13 protein-coding genes are annotated in these 15,994 nt (G+C 62.9%); all 13 read right to left on the bottom strand.

Annotated features, from left to right (window positions below):
* Positions 1-25: 25 nt before the first annotated feature.
* The 13 genes from NKI25_RS27485 to NKI25_RS27545 are packed head-to-tail and all read right to left on the bottom strand — an operon-like array spanning position 26 to position 15,974.
* Positions 26-1,069, bottom strand: a complete 1,044-nt coding sequence (locus tag NKI25_RS27485; protein WP_352786541.1) for a PAAR-like domain-containing protein — start codon at positions 1,067-1,069, stop codon at positions 26-28.
* Positions 1,070-1,080: 11 nt separating this feature from the next.
* Positions 1,081-2,091: a hypothetical protein gene (locus NKI25_RS27490; protein ID WP_352786540.1), complete on the bottom strand. Its 1,011-nt coding sequence runs from the start codon at positions 2,089-2,091 to the stop codon at positions 1,081-1,083.
* Complete coding sequence (locus tag NKI25_RS27495; RefSeq protein WP_352637736.1) at positions 2,088-3,173, bottom strand: DUF2169 family type VI secretion system accessory protein; 1,086 nt, start codon at positions 3,171-3,173, stop codon at positions 2,088-2,090. The genes NKI25_RS27490 and NKI25_RS27495 overlap by 4 nt, the downstream gene beginning before the upstream one ends.
* On the bottom strand, positions 3,173-3,700 hold the full coding sequence (tagF, locus tag NKI25_RS27500; RefSeq protein WP_352825099.1) for a type VI secretion system-associated protein TagF: 528 nt from the start codon (positions 3,698-3,700) through the stop codon (positions 3,173-3,175). Before tagF ends, NKI25_RS27495 begins: the two co-directional genes overlap by 1 nt.
* Positions 3,697-7,233, bottom strand: a complete 3,537-nt coding sequence (gene tssM / locus NKI25_RS27505) for a type VI secretion system membrane subunit TssM (RefSeq protein ID WP_352786538.1) — start codon at positions 7,231-7,233, stop codon at positions 3,697-3,699. Before tssM ends, tagF begins: the two co-directional genes overlap by 4 nt.
* Before the next feature lies 1 nt (position 7,234).
* Entirely contained in the window at positions 7,235-8,557 is a 1,323-nt protein-coding gene (gene icmH, locus NKI25_RS27510; RefSeq protein ID WP_352786537.1) for a type IVB secretion system protein IcmH/DotU, read from the bottom strand.
* Between the two features lie 4 nt (positions 8,558-8,561).
* Positions 8,562-9,896, bottom strand: coding sequence for a type VI secretion system baseplate subunit TssK (gene tssK / locus NKI25_RS27515; protein WP_352786536.1), 1,335 nt, complete (start codon positions 9,894-9,896; stop codon positions 8,562-8,564).
* A 39-nt stretch (positions 9,897-9,935) separates the two neighbouring features.
* A complete protein-coding gene (gene tssJ, locus NKI25_RS27520) occupies positions 9,936-10,391 on the bottom strand; it encodes a type VI secretion system lipoprotein TssJ (RefSeq protein WP_352786535.1) in 456 nt (151 codons plus the stop codon).
* A gap of 3 nt (positions 10,392-10,394) precedes the next feature.
* Positions 10,395-11,873 carry a type VI secretion system-associated FHA domain protein TagH gene (gene tagH / locus NKI25_RS27525; RefSeq protein WP_352786534.1) on the bottom strand — a complete coding sequence of 493 codons (1,479 nt, stop codon included), beginning with the start codon at positions 11,871-11,873 and terminating at the stop codon, positions 10,395-10,397.
* A complete protein-coding gene (tssG, locus tag NKI25_RS27530) occupies positions 11,870-12,931 on the bottom strand; it encodes a type VI secretion system baseplate subunit TssG (protein WP_352786533.1) in 1,062 nt (353 codons plus the stop codon). Before tssG ends, tagH begins: the two co-directional genes overlap by 4 nt.
* A complete protein-coding gene (gene tssF, locus NKI25_RS27535) occupies positions 12,895-14,769 on the bottom strand; it encodes a type VI secretion system baseplate subunit TssF (protein WP_352999925.1) in 1,875 nt (624 codons plus the stop codon). The genes tssG and tssF overlap by 37 nt, the downstream gene beginning before the upstream one ends.
* Position 14,770: 1 nt before the next feature.
* A complete protein-coding gene (gene tssE, locus NKI25_RS27540) occupies positions 14,771-15,526 on the bottom strand; it encodes a type VI secretion system baseplate subunit TssE (RefSeq protein ID WP_352999927.1) in 756 nt (251 codons plus the stop codon).
* A complete protein-coding gene (locus NKI25_RS27545; RefSeq protein ID WP_352592760.1) occupies positions 15,513-15,974 on the bottom strand; it encodes an Hcp family type VI secretion system effector in 462 nt (153 codons plus the stop codon). The genes tssE and NKI25_RS27545 overlap by 14 nt, the downstream gene beginning before the upstream one ends.
* Positions 15,975-15,994 lie beyond the last annotated feature (20 nt).

Here is a 15,994-nt window from a genome sequence, read left to right on the forward strand (position 1 = left end):
CGCTCTCGGTATTCCGGGACTGTGTTCAGAAGTGCACTTTGCGATGGAAGTCGACAAGCGCGCTCTGTGCCTTCGCGAGCGCCGATTCGTACTTTGAGCACTTTGCGCTGACTCCCTGGTGATTCCCCGCGCCAACGGGGCACCCCCCTGCGCCGAGCGCGGTTTTGTGCCCGATTATCGCTACGTTGGTGCCATCCTTTGCAGCATGAATCTTCTTTGCCTGTGCAAGGATTGAGGGGCCGGCGGGGCCATACTGACCGGTCGTGTTATAATGATCCTCGGGCGTTAGCGGGGAATCTTGCGCGGTAAACTCTTCACGCGAGTTCTTTGCGCTCTTGATTATATAATGGCGGCCGCACGCGTCATTAGGATTGTCTTCAGGAATAGCTGCCTCACAGTCATCCTTTTTTGCTTCTTCCCGAATTTTCTCCATGGAGTCTATCGCGGCCTGGGCTCGTTCAACGATATCCTTTCCCACCGGATTGCCGGTCGCCTTTCTATTCTGAGCCAAATTCGGCTTGTAGAACTCTGCCGCAGTAATGTTGTTACCCTTCTTCTGCTCCGGATTATGTACCGGCCCCTTGCAGCAAGGGCAGATTCCCTTGTCCAACAGGGCATCCTGGTCGGCGGGGCTCATTGTCTCAATGGTTGCAAGAGGCGCCGTGGTCGTCGCCGAGGATGCATGGTTGCTCGTCGTGATGTCGAAATGCCGACAGACATTTTTGCCTTCGAACATCACGTCCATGCACCAGGCCTGGAAATAGGTCTTGCCCGTAATCTGGTGCGTCACGACGTTTGCGCCGAATGTGCGGGTCGCTGCTTCATCACCCAGCACGGATTCCTTGTAGTACGACTTCTGTGCCAGCGCTGCGCCTTTGCCGCCGATTTTCACCGTGGATGAAGCAGATTTGAGATTGTTGGAGAATGAGGTGTCCGGATAGGGGATCGGGATCGGCCCGGCCGGCGGCGAGGGCGGCGACATGCACACGTCAGGGAAGCGCGCGATTGACTTGTTCATGCCGTTCTCGGCGGCGATCTCCCACATTCCGGCAAAGACGTTCTTTGTCATCTTCGCTCCCCTCAGGCCGAAACCACGGCGGCAGCCCGGCCGCCGAATGCCATCGAACTACCATGCAGAGCCGCGAGGTTGCCGGGCGCATAGCCGCGCTTGAATGCTTGCTCGGCCCAGGCAAACTGGATCAGTCCAGCCGCCGCTCCGCAATCGCCCATGCAGTCGGCGGCATGCCACACGGGCTGCTCCGGTCGCGTCTGGCGCATGTTGCGAAGCTGCGCCAGAACAAGTTCCTCGAAGGCGTAGGACTCGCCCGCGACATCGCTGAGACGGAACGCGATTTCGTGCATCTGCACGCCGGCCTCGGCGAGCGCGGCTTTCACTGCCGCGCCAAGTCCATCCGCCCGGAATGGTTCCTCGTTGCTGGGGGTTGCCGTTTCGATAGCGAGGCCCAGCCCTCGCAGCCGCAAAGCCCCCTCGACGATCGGACGTTTGCTGACGACCAGAATGCAGGCCGCCTCGCCGGGGAGGAGGCCATCCGTCACGTCGCTCGTCTTCAATCGCATCCGGTCGTCGAGCCAACTGAGCGAGCGCGCGTCGATCAGGCTGTCGATCGCCATGACGAGGCAGGCATCCGCGTCGCGTTCATCCAACAGCTTGCGCGCCTGTTCTATCGCGACAAAAGCCGAAATTTGGCCATGGGTGATCTGGAATGTGCGTGATCCCACCAACGGCGCTCCGCCGGGCACAGCAAGCCCGGACAGAATGCCATTTATGCGGGCGCCGGCCATGCCGGCATCGCGCATGCACAGGAGGAACGGCATCTCGCCCCACGGGAGCAGGGCCGCAACCTTTTCATCTATATGTTCGACAGCGAACCGGGCCAGCGCCTGGAGGCGGCTGCGGCCGCGCGTCTCGGGCAGAATTGCGTCGACCACAGCGCCGCGAAGCGGCTGACCGCCGTTGTCCCGGTACGGCAACTCCTCGAACACGGCGATCTTCGCCCGCATCGCGGCAATGGCACTTGCCGGGGTGTAGCCGACCGGACAGACGAGGCTGATGCAGGAGATAGCGGTCATCTTTTCCTGCGCGTTGCGGCTAGCGCCGCCACGGCTTCCTTCAACCCGGCGTAATGCGGCTTGGCGTTGATCCGCTTCGGCTCTCTGCCCACCTGCACCTGCTGCAGTTTCACGAATTTTCGCGGCAACTTTACGCCCACCCGTCCGACTAGAACGATCCTCCCCGCATGCGGCATTATGTTGAGCGTGTCCGGCGCCGCCACCTTGTGCTCGGTCCTGTCGTTGAACATGAACCGTACCGGTACCGACATCGCCGGCAGCTTCACCTTGAACTTGCCGCTCTCGTTCATGCCCAGGCAGCCGAAGACCATGCCTTCGCCAAGCTTGTCCAGCCATTGGTCCTCGGGCGCCGCCTGAAAGTAGCGGTCGTCGAAATCCTGCGGCAGGAATGGCAGGACGTTCTCCATCCAGTGCTTGTCATAGGTGCCGGCATAGCGCGCGCGTTCTTTCGCAAAGCGCGGCACCGGCCCGAAGCCGATAGGGCGCGGCCGGTCGTTCCAGATGCGCATCCGCGATTGCGGGTGCTCGACACAGGGCAGCGGCGTGCCGTCGATGTTGCCCTGGCCGGCAAGGTAGCCGCTGCCGATCGGGTTGACGGCGTCGCTTCGATGCTGCGCTGGATCGGGATCGGTCCGGTCTGTGCCGCCGAAGGCGAGGTGCCACGCCAGCGGCATTGACGTGAAGGGGTGGGGCCGTGAAGCCTGGATGCCGAGCCCGCCTCGGAACCAGCGCCTTTGTCCGCTGACCACCGCGCGCTTGTCCAGTCCCGGGCCAACCAATCGCACCTCGATCGCTTCCGCCTGCCGCCCTTTCGGGGCGACGGCCATCGCGTCGAGCAGAACCTCGCATTTCGGCTTGACGGGGGCAAAGTCGGTCTCGACGCGAATGGAGGTGACTTCCGGATCGCCATAGTGGGTGTCGGCATAGACGAAGGGCGACTGCTCCTTACTGGGCGTGCAGTTTCCGTCGGCATCGACATCGAACGTGGCACGAATGACAGCCACACAATGTTTCACGCAATGCTTGTCCTGGTAGGGAAAGGTCTCGGCGAGAAACGGCGTGGTGTTCTGGCTGACGAACATCAGCTGGTCTCCCAGCTTGCCGCAAAGATCTGCTCCAGCGTCGCTTGCGGTGACCTCGGATCAATGTCGAAAATGTCCGAATGCGAAGTCCACATCACCATATCGCCGATCACCTCTTCACCCGGTTCGACGGTTGGCACGGGCAGGGCGCCCAGCGCTGTATCCAGTTCGTCAGGCGTCAGCTCGCCCCGCTGGGCGGCAAAGGCAGTCTCTTCAATCCCGGCAAACCACGCATCGGCGCGAGCCAGTTGAACGGAAGCCTCAGGAAGCTGCGCGACGACGCTCAACGGAAACTGCCTGCCAACCCTATCGACGCTCTGCAAGATAATGCCCGCCGACGCGCCGACAAAGCCCGGACCCGTTAGGAACCGTAGCGCCGTGCCGCGCGGCCAGGTTTCCGAGCCCATCAGCGGCACGATGTGCTGCGCCAGCCAGCGGTCCCAGACGCGCACAAAATCCCCGGGCAGCCGCCGCGTGACGAAATCGCCGGTGGCAGGCATCTTGCCGTAAAAGCCGGGCAGGATCATATCTGCGGCGGACATGAAAATTTCTTGAACATTTGCAGGTTGTACGGGTTTTCGACGCTGGCGGCCTTGAGCTGGAAATCGGCGTACATGCCTTGGGTGCCAAGGCGCAGGCTGTAGACGTCCGACAGCGAGGTGCCTGTGAAGCGACCGCTGCGCAACATTCTCAGCCACGCCCAGCTGCCGGTCTCGTTGAGCAAGATTTCGGGCGAGCCATCGATCGGCTGGAAGGCCAGCGAGATGACGCCTGTGCCGTCCTTGCCGGGCCACGTCATCGGCTGCGGCCTTGTTGCATTGTTATAATAGACGAGGTTCTGGCCATCGAGATTGAGCGTCACGCGCGCGACATTGGGCGACAGATCCTTCGGTTCGAGCGTGAAGCTCATCAGCGGGCCTGTACCGCCCGGAAAGAGATCATCGCGGATCCGCCTTGCCTGCTCGAACGCGGCCAGAGCCGGGGGGTCGAGGCCGAAATCAGCGCGCCATTTCCATGGCTGCGCCGACGTGTCGACATAGCTGATCAGGTGGTCGTTGATGAAGGTGTCGATCAGTCCTGCCGGTCCGAACAGGCGGGCGAAGTCGCGGATATTGACGTCGACGGCGCTGTCCGGGCTGAAAGGATAGCGGTTGTTGAGTGCTGCCTGGCAGAACGGCAGGATGTCGGCGCGCCAGATGGCGTTGAGCTCCGAGGTGACCGCCTTCTGCGTCAGGCCGCTGGTATCGCCGGCAATGCCGCCCAACCAATCGTCGATCGGGTCGGGCAGGATCTGCGCCTGTCTGGCAACCGCTCCAGTCAGTTCGGCGAGGCCGCCCTGCTTCTTGATGGCGTCCTGAGGATCGGGATTGGCCGTCACCGTCTGCAGCACGTTGGACAGTGCGGTGAGCGCGACGATGGCGGCGTCGAGCGCCGGCGGCTGGCCCTCGACCTCGGCAACGGCACCCTTGAGCGGTTTGAAATGCTCGGCCACCAGACTGCCGGTAAGATCCACTTCGTCGGCGGAGCCCGCACGCGGCAAAAGCTTTGCTCCGGTTTTTACGATCTTGCCAAGCTTGCCCAGCTTGCCGAGCAGTTTCGAGCCACCTGCCGCCGCGGCCTTGTCGTTTGTCGGCGCTTCATCGGATCGCGTAAGCTCGGTCTCCTGGACCACCGCGGTAACCAGGCGCTTCAGCGCGGAGTCGGCGCTTGAAAGATCCTTGAGGTTCTCACTGGCGACGTTGAGGTCGGTCAATGGCGCGAGCCTCATGTCGCGCAGGAAGCTGTCCCATTGCGCGATATAGTCGTCGTAATAAAGCTTCAGAATATCCTCTGACAGCGCCGACACCGAGGCTTCGGAATTTTCCGAGCAACCGCCGGCGAACACCGCCCGGTCGAGTGCTGCCTGGGCGGCGACATCCTCGACCCGGTCGAGAATGGCGTCATGGAAGCCGGCATAGGTGAATGCTCCCGAAATGCCGACCCGAAGCGTCTTGTCGGAACGCCGCGCAAAGACCTTGGCGCCGTTGGGGCCGGCGAAGTTGGCAGGAATCCATTCCTTGAGCGCAGCCACCGCCGGGTCGGCCAGCAGCTGCTTGTAGGCACGCGCCGGCAAGGAAATCGTGCAGACGGTTTTCAGTGCCTCTGCAACCAGTGCCTGGTCCGGGGCGATATAACTGGCGTCAACCGCCATGCGACGGATCGCGGCAAGCTGGTGCTCTTCGGCGTCAGCTGTCGGAAAGGGGGCAGCCGCGGCGAATTCAGGCAGACTGTTGACCCACCAGCTCTGGGCGAAGTCTGGATCCATCTGAGAAAGGCCGGTCATCATGCGATAGGTCTTCAGCGCGCCAAGCATGAAGTCCGGATCGCGGATCTGCCGCCACATCGTCGCTTCGAGCAGCGCCACCATGTGCGGCTCGAGAACGTTACGCAAAGCATGGTCGTAAGTGTCGGTCTGTGCCCGCACCAGTTCCGCCGAGGCTGATGGCCCCAGCAAATCCTGTGCTGCGCCAGGCGGCGGGGTGCGGGCATTTGCGACCTCATCCATCGCACCGAGGGCGACATCGATGGCAGGCTGTTCTACGGATGCCGGGTTTGCCGCGGCCGAGGTCAGTGGCGTTTGCAGCGCCTCGAACTGGCTTGCCTGGGCCGTGATCGCGTTGCGGTTGTCGTAGTAGGACCAGGTGAATAGGCCGCTGACCAGCAGGGCGGCTGCGGCACATGCGGCGGCCGCGCCACGCCAGATCCAGGCGCGGCGGCGTTGCGCCAGCGGATCGAAGGTGCCTAGGCCGGCTTCCTTGAAGATGACTTCTGTAAGCAGGTTCTTTAGGAAGAAGCTGCGTTTTTCGACACGCGGCGCGGCCAACGCCCGGCGCGGCGGAAGGCCGAAGGAGGCAGACAGCGCTGCGGTCAGCCGATCGATGGGCGCCCCTTCCTGGGTCGCCGACGTCAGATAAAGGCCACGCAGCCAAGCGGCCTCCTCATACCGGCTTTCGCCGAACATCGCCTCGATCAGTACCTGGATCGGCTCGGACAGGCTGGCGAGTTGGGCGGGAAACCTGAAGATTTCGGCGCGGGCAGCAAGCTTGTCTTCGTCCTCCAGCCGGGGCACCAGCCGCCGCTCGAGCTCGGTTGCTAACATCGCGATTTCCCGCTCGATGGTCTTTGCATCGACATGCGCGTCGAGTGCGAACGTAGTCCCCCAGACCTGCTCGCGCCCAGCCGTCGACAAACCGCCGAAGAAAGCCTCGAACCCCTTGATCAGGTCGGCTTTGGTCAGCATCAGATAGACCGGAAGGCGGATTTCGAGGCGGTCGTTGAGCTCGGCCAGCCGACGGCGGATCTTGCGGCCATGCGCCTTGATGGCGTCGTCGCCCTCCGAAAGCACATCGATCGAAAGCGCGACGATCACACCGTTGAGCGCCCGACGGCCCCGGTGCTTCTTCAAAAGGTCGAGGAAGCCCAGCCACTCCACTGCGTCGACGTCGGGTTGGCTCTCCTGTTGGACATAGCGGCCTGCAGTGTCGATCAGAACCGCACTCTCCGAAAAGAACCAGTCGCAATTGCGCGTGCCGCCGACCCCTTGCAGGTCGTCGGTCAGGTCGATCGGAAAATTCAACCCCGACTGGCGCAAGGCCGTGGTCTTGCCGGTGGCCGGCGGTCCGACGATCACGTACCAGGGCATCTCGCGCAGGAACTTGCGACCACCCAGTTTGCGGCGCTTCAACTCGGCCATGACCTCGCCGAACTTGGCTCCGACGGCAGCGACATTCTCTTCGCCGGGGCTGAGTGGCTTCTCTACCGCCGGCGCGGCGATTTCGGCGACGAACATACGGTTGGCACGGATCGCCCGACGCTGGGCGGCGATGAGCCAGATCAGCCAGAAGATGACCAGCAGCGCGATGATGACGATGCGCACATTGTCGGAGGCGAAAGGGTCGTAGGGTCCGACCCTGACGATCGGCCCGAATACCCAGATCACAAAGGAAAGCAGCGTGATGCCAATCAGTGTCCACAGCCAGCGCGATGTCAGGACCGCCCAGAGGAAGCGCAGGATGAACATCTCACAGCCTCTTTTCGACCAGCACCTCAACGCGCCGGTTCAGGGCCCGGCCCTCGCGCGTGCCGTCATCGGCCACTGGATCCGTCGCTGCCCGGCCCTCGGAATGGACGCGTTCCTGCGGCACTCCGTTTTGTATCAGCATGTCGGCAATGGTCTGGGCGCGAGCCTCTGACAGTCGCTGGTTGGTCGACAGCGGATTGGTTCTTTGCAGAGGAACCCCGTCCGTATGTCCGACCACAGTGATGTTGCCGATCAGGTCACGATTGGCCAGGATCACCTTGGCGATCGAGCCGATCAGCGGCTCGAATCCCTCGGTCAGTGTTGGCCGCGACGACTGGAACAGTTCCGGGTTGGAGGCCTGGATGACCAGCTTGGCCAGCGAAACGCTCTCCGTGCCGCTCAGAGCCGATCTGAGATTGCCCGGCGCGCCGGCCTCAAATTCGGGCAGCAGCGCGAAATCCACAGTCTCCGGCGGCGGGACATCGGCGGTTGGCGATACGCGGCTGATGTCGCCACGGGTCGGCGGCGGCAATGCGCGGACCAGCGCTGAAAGCTCCACCGCCTGGCTGCTTAGTCCCATCGAGAGCCCGACATAGGTCGCGGTGGCGATGACCGCCGCGGCCAAGGCCATCACCCAGATCGGAACGATGAAGCGCTGCGGCTCGTCGGATGCGATGACGCCTTTCCAGTTCGGCGACAGCGGTCCATTCTCGGCGTCGGCATCGCGCAGGAAACGTGCCGCGGCCACACGAACGGCATTGAGCGAGCGATCGCCCGACCGGCCGGGCACGCGATACTTGCCGCGAAAACCGAGTGCCAGGCAGTCATACTGAAGTTCCAGCAATTCGCGATCGCGGTTCGGATGGCGTTCCAGTTCGTCGAGCCGTGTGAAGAACTGCGTGCCGGCGTCGACGTCGCCGCGCAACATGACCACAAGCGGCTGACGCGGCCATGCGCTGGCCCCGCCCCAGGGCGTGTTCAGGGCCAGATCGTCGAGCAAGGCCGCCACCACCCATGCTGCCTGATCGGCCCGCTCCATCGATGACCCCGCCGCCATTGCCGTGTCGCGTGCCCGAACCAGTTCTTCGAGCAGCCGTGTGCGTAACACTTCCGGAATCTCTGGTGGCAGCGCGCTTTCAAGCTCAGGCGCAAACTCGAGCAGGGGCGCAAAGGCGTTGACAAGGCCGTTCGGGTGGGTGCGCGAGCGTTTAACCGGCCCGCCCGGCAAGGATGCCGCCATCGGTCGCGGCATCGGCGTGCCGGTCAGCCTGATGCGAGTGCGTTCGCGATCCTCCGACAGTCCGAAAGGATCATCCCGGCTCATGGTTTCACCTGTTCACCGAATAGCAGTCCACCTGCGGTTCGCTCGGCAGTACACCCGAAACGCCAATAACGAAGCCTGGGGCACCGAGCAGCGATGCCCAGTGCTCGCTTTTCTGGTCGAGCTCAAGGCACAGCCGATCGCCGTCGTAAGGAATCTCGCGCGGTTGCGAATGAAGCGGTTTCAGCGGGATGCCGGGCAGGCGGGACTTCCACAGGCCCTCGAACTCATCAGCCGAGCCCACGGTCGCCTGGTTGACGAATATCTTGCGTAGCGCGTCCTCCGACAGTTCCGAACCGACCCGGATGACGATCCGGCTGGCCACCAGCAGCTTCGGATTGTCGATGCGGATTTTCCAAACATTGGTCGAATGGCGCATGACGGGCAGCGCACGCGATTTCGGCTCGATGTAACGCAGGCTCAGGATCAGTGAGCGCAATGCATCCGCCAGCGCCGAAAACGGTGGGCCGGGCGCCATGTGATCGTAAGCCGGCAGCTCGCCCAGTCGCCGCGCGCTCGAGCCGTAGGTCGCCATCGAGCCGGCAAGCCCGGCCAGTTCCAGGTAAAGTTCGGCCGGATGGAAGACATCCTGCGCCAGCATATGGGCCAGTCGCGGACGCGCCGCGTTGGCGAGGTTGAGCATCAACAGGTCTTCGACGCTGCGCCCTGGCCCGCCCATGACCATCTTGCCATGCGCCTCGGCGATCTGGTCGAGGCCTGTGACGACTTCCAGAAGCAGTTGCCGGTACCAGGCCACTGCACCGGTAACCAATGCCGGTGGCAGGAACGTCTCGTCCAGCGAAACGCCGCCATCGGCACGAACCCCCTTGATGTCGGCTATCGGCAGGGCGGTATAGCCGCCGACCGATTTGCCGGGTGCAAGCAACAGCGATTGCGGCCGGGCGATTTCGATTTCTTCGGGGTCTGAACCGCCCTGGACGGCATCGCGCACCGAAACGATCCGTCCATGATAGCGCGCACCGCTGGGCGGCGCATGCGCCGGATCGAAGCCAACGCCGCCGGCCGGCTCGAGCGGCAAGGCGACCAGCACCGGGCCGGCGCCTGTATCCGGGGTGACCGGCAGCGGACGCGGCGCGTCCATCAGATCCGGAATGGAGAAGGGGGTTCCGTCCGGGAAAATGCCTCGTGCAGACAGGATCGAGATCTGGCCGGCATCGAGCAATGCCTTATCCAGGGTCAATTGCTGAAAGCCGAACGTATGCAGCTGGCCGGCCCGCAACGCGCCGCGCACAGTCGCCTCGAAGAAACGATCCTGCTGCTGGAAATGCTGGGTCCGCAGAAAAAGGCCCTCGGACCACAGCACCCTGTTTGCATCGCTCATCCGGCTACTCTCTGCATCGAGCTCCCCTTGCCTTGGCCGTCAGGCGGAAATGCCGCCGCTGCCGAGTGTGACATTGATCGTAAAGTTTGATCCGGGCGAAACCGATTTGGTCGTCCGCCAGTTTCGCCCGCCAGGCTCACGGATAAGTGCAACGAAGCCCAGGGCCGTCGCATCCGGTTCAACTGTAATGGTCTTGGTCGCGGTTTTTCCAGGCCCGACGGCAATCTGGTCGGACCCGATGAGATCGCCTGCCAGTGGCGAGCCGGCATCCCCCTGCAAGGCAAAGTAGTCGGCGGAGTTGAACTTACCGGTGCTGCGCAGCCGCATGACCAGCACCGTCACTGGCCGGTCGCCGCCGCCTGGTCCAGGGTTCATGCCGGCCGCTCCTGTCAGCTTCACGGTGATGACCGACGGTTTTGGCGGCCCGGCGCTTTGACAGGCCGTAAGCAGCCCGGTCGCACCCAAGGCAACGATAAATTCGCGTCGATCGATCATGTCTTACTCCTCATCATATGCATCCCGAAAATCGGCGCCGATTTCGCCGAGAAAGCTCTTTTCCGCGCTCTCGGCGATTTCACGATGGCGTTTCTGGTAGAGCTCCCACAGCTTGGCGCCGCGCCCGCCCGACAACAGCGTGCCGATCGCGGAACTCGATTTCAGCTCTTCTTCGATGGCTGCCGGCTCAAAACGGTCGACCATCCGCCGCAAGGCAGCCTGCACGCCGCGCCAGGCGCGCACGTGATGCTGTGCCAGATCGCGAACCGCATCCGCGATAGCCGCTTCGCCGGCGAGAAATCCGGGGCTACGTTCGGCGATAAGCGTCACGATTGCGTCGTCGACAGTCGGCAGAAACTTGAGTGGATTGACCTCGGAGGCTCCGACCATTGTCTGGGCAACGCGGGCATTTCCCTTTTCTTCGGCACGCTTGCGCAGCAGCTGCATCAATCCTTCCATCATAAGCCGGTATTCGCGGCCGAACTTTTCCATCTCAGCGACGGCGTCGCGCCCGGGAAAATCGGCTTCCGCGACGCCCATGCCGCGCAGGAATGCGGTGCGAAGCGCCATGTCGGCGTGCTGCCTCGCAGGCGGCTGGCGGGCGGGGCTGGCGGCTGCGCCTGCCCGCATTGGGGGAGGGGCATCTGCCGCTCGCACGGGCACTTCCAAGGGATTGCCCGATTGCAGTGGGTGGGCGTCGCGCTCGCGCTGACCGGTCGAGCCCGCATCTCTTCCCGGGCTGGGCGCCGCGGCTGGACCAAAACCGAAGTCGTCATTGAATTCCGGCAGCTTTGCCGTCGCGGGCTCCGTTGCGCCTTTAGGGGACGACATAGGGTCGAGGCCGAATGGGTCCGCGTGGCTGGGGGTGCTGTCTGGTTCCAGGTAGGCGTCGGCGCTTTTTGACAGGGGCGTTGAAACCGGATCGAGGCTGAACGGGTCGTCGAAAGCAGGCGAGCTTCGCTGTCTGGAATTGGCGCGTTCAAACGCACCCGGGATCGGCTGCTCGAACGGGTTAGGCAGCTCGGCTGGACGTGGCCGCTGCGGCTCTTCTTCCATGGCGGCTGAAAAGAAATCGTCCCGGCCGATGCTGACCGGTGCCCGAGACGCCGGCCGCGAGCGCTCCGGAACTGGCGCTGCGGCTGCTGCAGATGTGGCTTGAGGGCTCGACGTCTGCAGATCGACATACACGATGTAGTCGCCCAGTCTCAGCCGCATTCCATTGCGAAGGCGCGTCGACTTGCCGGCACCGAGCGGCCTGTCGGAGTCGTCTATGAACAATCCGCTGCTCGAGGTATCGGTGACGAAATATCCGTCGCGCCCACCAGTGATCCTGCAATGGGCGCGTGAAACGAACATGTCGGGATCGTCGATCTGCCAGCCGGCGTCCGCGCTGCGGCCGATCACCAGTTCCCCCTCGTCAAGCCAGGCCTGCCGTACCGCCTGGGTGCGTGGCCCTTGCTCCAGCGTCAGCAGCAGACTCATGCCGCGACCTCCGCCCCTTCCTGCCGCCAGCCGACTAATGTCCGCAGCTGCATGTCGTCAGCATCGCCCCTTTCAGCGGGCCGCGCAAGCCACGCGGTCCGGGCGAGTTGCACGGTTCCAATACGCGGCGGCGGAACGGCATCGCGCGCCAGCACGATGCGCAGATCGACGTCGAGCGATTCGCCAACCATGTCGCCAACGGCTTGCTTGAATAATTTGAGGCGTTGACCGCCCGGCAGGAACGCCTTGAAGTCCTCATAGCCCAGTGGGCCGACGCGGAGCTCGAGCCTGCTTTGACGGTTGAAGACGCGCGGACCGATCGTCGCTCCCCGACCAAGCCCCGCGTAGGCTTTGCCAAGGCGGGTCTGAAGCGCGGCTGGTATGGTTATCCAGGCAGCGATGAACTCCCTGATCTGGACCGGCACCTTGAACGCCTCTGCCAGAAATAGCGTCAGCCGCTCAGGGCCGTCGACCTGATTGGCAAGCGAAGCGGCCTGGCGCAGCTTCACGGCATCCAGATCGGCGTTCTGGGTGCCGGGAAGCCCTATCCCTGCCATGGCTTCAAGCATGGCGCGAACGCGCCCACCGACCGCGCGTTCGACCTGAACCGCCGGATGCGCATCCGCCCACGCTCTATAATACAGGGCGATCATACGGTGCTGAAGAATGTTGACGAAGTCGATGAACGTCGTGTCGCTGGTCTGCTGTGAATCGGCGCCGCTGAACCAGCGCTGCGACAGACGATCGAGCACCCAGCGCGTCAAATGCAAAGGCATCGGACCTTCAGGTCCCATCAGCCCGATGTTGGCGACTGTAACCCGGGCGGGGACCTTGTCCTTCGCTTCGCGGAATTCTGCCAGGTCCTTGGCGGAAAAGCTGAGACGGACATGCTGCCCGAGCCGCGAGGGTTCGCGCTCCGGCGGGCCGGAATAGCCGAACAGCCCGCCTCTCCGTTCGAGCCGGCGCAACAGCTCGAAGAAGTCGAACGCATCCGACAGCTCTTCGGACCGACCAGGCTTGTCTAGATCAGGTAGCGATTGCCGGGCGTCATCGGCCATGGCACATCCTCCTGCTTCTGCAGCAGCCATGTGCGAGTTCGCACAAAGCCGTTTATTCCGGCATGACGGGCAAACAGCCGTGCCAGCAGGGCCGAAAGCAGCAAGGTGCTCTGCCCCGCCAGGACCGATTGATCGACATGCAATGTCACCTCCGTGCCTCGTCCGAAGCACATCGGCCCATCGATCTGCAGTCGTTCGATGACCGACCGGGAATCGATGCGCACGATCGAGTGCACATTGCGGGCGAGGCTCGGGTCTCCCCTGTCGGCGTATAGCTCAAGCAGCGCATGCAGCGGATCGACGCCGCGACCTTCGTTTGCAAGGCTTAAGAAGTTGAGCGCGAGTTGCGATACAAGCCGCCAGGCGAGATTGTCGGCTCGCGATTCACCCGCCGCGCCCGACGGCAACGCTGCGGGGATGGCTGGGCGAGGCGGGCGCAATGCGCCGAGAAGCCGGATTGTTTCGACCGGATCGCCGGCTTCCAGCGTCAAGGTAGGGTTGTCGTCAAGGATCGGCAGATCGCGGTTGGTGCAGAGCGCCACGATGTCGACGCGCTTCAGCGGCCGGTTCGGCGGACTTTCCGCGGGGCGTGAAATCGCCAGGAAAACGTCGTCGCCCGTGTATGAAGTGCGGGTGAGGCCGTCGCGCCGTTCCTCCTCCGTCGGGCGGCGTGGGCGCCGTTCGGTGGAATAAACCCAACCGCTGCCGCGGTTCTGTCCCAGGCTGAAGAGCTCCGGGATTGCGGCGTCGCTCCCCTCACTGTCGGCGTCCTCGACGCGGATAACCCGATAGATTTCGAAGTCCCGCGCTCGCGTGCGGTCGGCATGCAGCACCTGCCGCGTCTTGCGCGGATCGAGCTCAACGACGTTGCACTCACGCTCGAACAGATTGATGATCGGCGTTGCGAAAAGTTCAAAATCGGCCGCCGTCAGATCGGCAAGTTCAGGCACCGGACGCCTAAAGATGAAGATGATCTCGAGCTCGGCTGTGCATCTGCGCACAATGGGCTGCAACCCCGAAATCCGAGCATAGTGAAAGCGCTCCGGCATCATGAAGTATTCGCGCAGAAGACGGTATCCTTCGAACGTCGGACGTGTACGAGGCATCAGCGCCTCGTCATCGCTGATGCCGACCATTTTAGGTACCGGCAACGCCGATATCGGGTTGGCCTTGCCTTCCGGTCGTGTACCAAGGGCCGAGCAGGCGCCGAAAATCGCGTCGAAAAGCAGCGGTGCCTTGGTGCGCGCGGCAAAATAGAGATCAAGCCGGTCGAGCGACAGTTCGTCGAGCTTGCCTTTTCCGGTACGAGCCAGCGTGATGCGAAGCGCCGCCTCGCCATCCACACCGCCGATCCGCGTGATGCCGGCTGCCGCCAAGGCGCTGCGATCCTGAAAATAGCCGACCGACGTGATCGCAATCGGCCACAGCGTCATGTCCTGGGCGGTGGTGAACGTGGAACGCGTCGACAGGCCAGGCTGGAGGCTGGAAACCAGACGCGTATTGCGCTTGACGACATGACCCCCAATCATTGTCTGGACCTGCTGGCCGGGTTTGAGCACCACCATGGCCGTTGCCGGCGCCGGCGTGACAAGATCGGGATAGAGAACATCAAGGACGGCGCGCGAGAAACGCGAGCGTTCCGCATCGACCTTGAGCCGGGTCCGCGCGGCCAAGAAAGCAACGCCGTCAAGCAGCCGCTCGACGTAGGGGTCCGGACAGGGGACCGTATCGAGTGAAAGGTTGCGCGCCACCGCCGGATGCATGTCGGCAAATTCTGCCGCGAGCGCACGGATATGGGTCAGTTCCTCCTCGTAATATTCTACGAAGACCCGGTCCATCTCAGGCTTCCCTAAATTCGGTCCGAGCCAAGCCGTTATCGAGATTGATCGTGGTGCGCAGGCGCATGCGTTCGGGCGTCGGCGTCATGATCAACACCGCATCTATCTCGATCTTCAGGCCCACGGTTTTGTCGCCAAGGGTTACCGTAACTTTTGTTGCACTGTCCTTGAGACGCGGCTCGAAGGTGGCAAGCACCGAGCGGATCTCGCGCGCAAGGGCCTCGCGATCAAAGTCGCGGGAGGAACGGCCCGAGAAGGAAGGCACGCCGTAATTGACGACGCTGCGACGCACCTCCGGAAAATCAGCGAGCCCCGGGGGGTTGTCCGCGGCCTGCTCGCTTTCAAGATCGGAAAGAAGCGGAATGGCCTCGAAGCGCTCGGTATTGAACAAGGCCTCGACGTCGCGCCGCACGGCTTCCTTGAGCACACGAGCCGACACCACCACGCCGCGGCTTTCGATTTCAGCGCGGTGCTGGCTCTGAAAGGCCAGGCGATGCAGACGCCGCTTCTGGTCGGCCGTCAACTCCGCGTCCGCGTCGATGAGCCGCGCACTGGCCGCAACCAGATTGTCCAGCCGCTCCGCGCCAAGCTCGTCCTGCAAGGCCTGGCGCAGCCCGTCTATCTCGGAAGTCATACCCGGCAGATCGTTTACGAGGCGGTCCCATAGAGAGGGCTGGACTGCTTCGCGCTTTGCTCGCGAACTGCCGCTACCCAGCGACTTGTCCGCGCCGGGCCGCCGGGCCTCACTTGCCGACATAGACATCCATTTCGATTTCGTCGTTGTCGTCGTAGACGAACTTTATCTTCTTGTAGGCAAAGCTGACCTCTTCCTCGATCAGGTCCTCCTCATCCTCGGCCTGCGACATGTCGTATTCCATGATCGAGGCGTCGGTGAGTGTGACGACCAGGTAATCCTTGGTCTCGCCATCAATGGTCCGCCGTGCCGAAAACACGACTTCGTCCAGGGCCTTGTTTTCGAACAGCGCCTTTTTCAGGTAGGGCGAAGCCTTGTCATAGTGCTTGGTGAACTTGATCATACCCAAGGACACACGACCGCGACGCGAGAGCGAATTTGGATCATAGGGTGCGATCATCTTGTAATCGACGCCATGGATTTCGATTTCATCCTCATGGCCATCTCGAGTGCTTGGACCCTTGATATCCGGAACCTTTAGAAAGCCATCAATCTTCGTATTTGTGGGCATTTTCTTTCTCCACCGCTTTC

The sequence above is a fragment of the Mesorhizobium sp. M0808 genome (genome assembly GCF_040320025.1).
Lineage (GTDB): Bacteria > Pseudomonadota > Alphaproteobacteria > Rhizobiales > Rhizobiaceae > Mesorhizobium.

What these genes read in the sequence shown, in the direction of transcription:
- NKI25_RS27485 (WP_352786541.1), bottom strand. Translation starts at nt 1,069, where the DNA reads ATGACAAAGAACGTCTTTGCCGGAATGTGGGAGATCGCCGCCGAGAAC.
- NKI25_RS27490 (WP_352786540.1), bottom strand. Translation starts at nt 2,091, where the DNA reads ATGACCGCTATCTCCTGCATCAGCCTCGTCTGTCCGGTCGGCTACACC.
- NKI25_RS27495 (WP_352637736.1), bottom strand. Translation starts at nt 3,173, where the DNA reads ATGTTCGTCAGCCAGAACACCACGCCGTTTCTCGCCGAGACCTTTCCC.
- tagF (WP_352825099.1), bottom strand. Translation starts at nt 3,700, where the DNA reads ATGATCCTGCCCGGCTTTTACGGCAAGATGCCTGCCACCGGCGATTTC.
- tssM (WP_352786538.1), bottom strand. Translation starts at nt 7,233, where the DNA reads ATGTTCATCCTGCGCTTCCTCTGGGCGGTCCTGACATCGCGCTGGCTG.
- icmH (WP_352786537.1), bottom strand. Translation starts at nt 8,557, where the DNA reads ATGAGCCGGGATGATCCTTTCGGACTGTCGGAGGATCGCGAACGCACT.
- tssK (WP_352786536.1), bottom strand. Translation starts at nt 9,896, where the DNA reads ATGAGCGATGCAAACAGGGTGCTGTGGTCCGAGGGCCTTTTTCTGCGG.
- tssJ (WP_352786535.1), bottom strand. Translation starts at nt 10,391, where the DNA reads ATGATCGATCGACGCGAATTTATCGTTGCCTTGGGTGCGACCGGGCTG.
- tagH (WP_352786534.1), bottom strand. Translation starts at nt 11,873, where the DNA reads ATGAGTCTGCTGCTGACGCTGGAGCAAGGGCCACGCACCCAGGCGGTA.
- tssG (WP_352786533.1), bottom strand. Translation starts at nt 12,931, where the DNA reads ATGGCCGATGACGCCCGGCAATCGCTACCTGATCTAGACAAGCCTGGT.
- tssF (WP_352999925.1), bottom strand. Translation starts at nt 14,769, where the DNA reads ATGGACCGGGTCTTCGTAGAATATTACGAGGAGGAACTGACCCATATC.
- tssE (WP_352999927.1), bottom strand. Translation starts at nt 15,526, where the DNA reads ATGTCGGCAAGTGAGGCCCGGCGGCCCGGCGCGGACAAGTCGCTGGGT.
- NKI25_RS27545 (WP_352592760.1), bottom strand. Translation starts at nt 15,974, where the DNA reads ATGCCCACAAATACGAAGATTGATGGCTTTCTAAAGGTTCCGGATATC.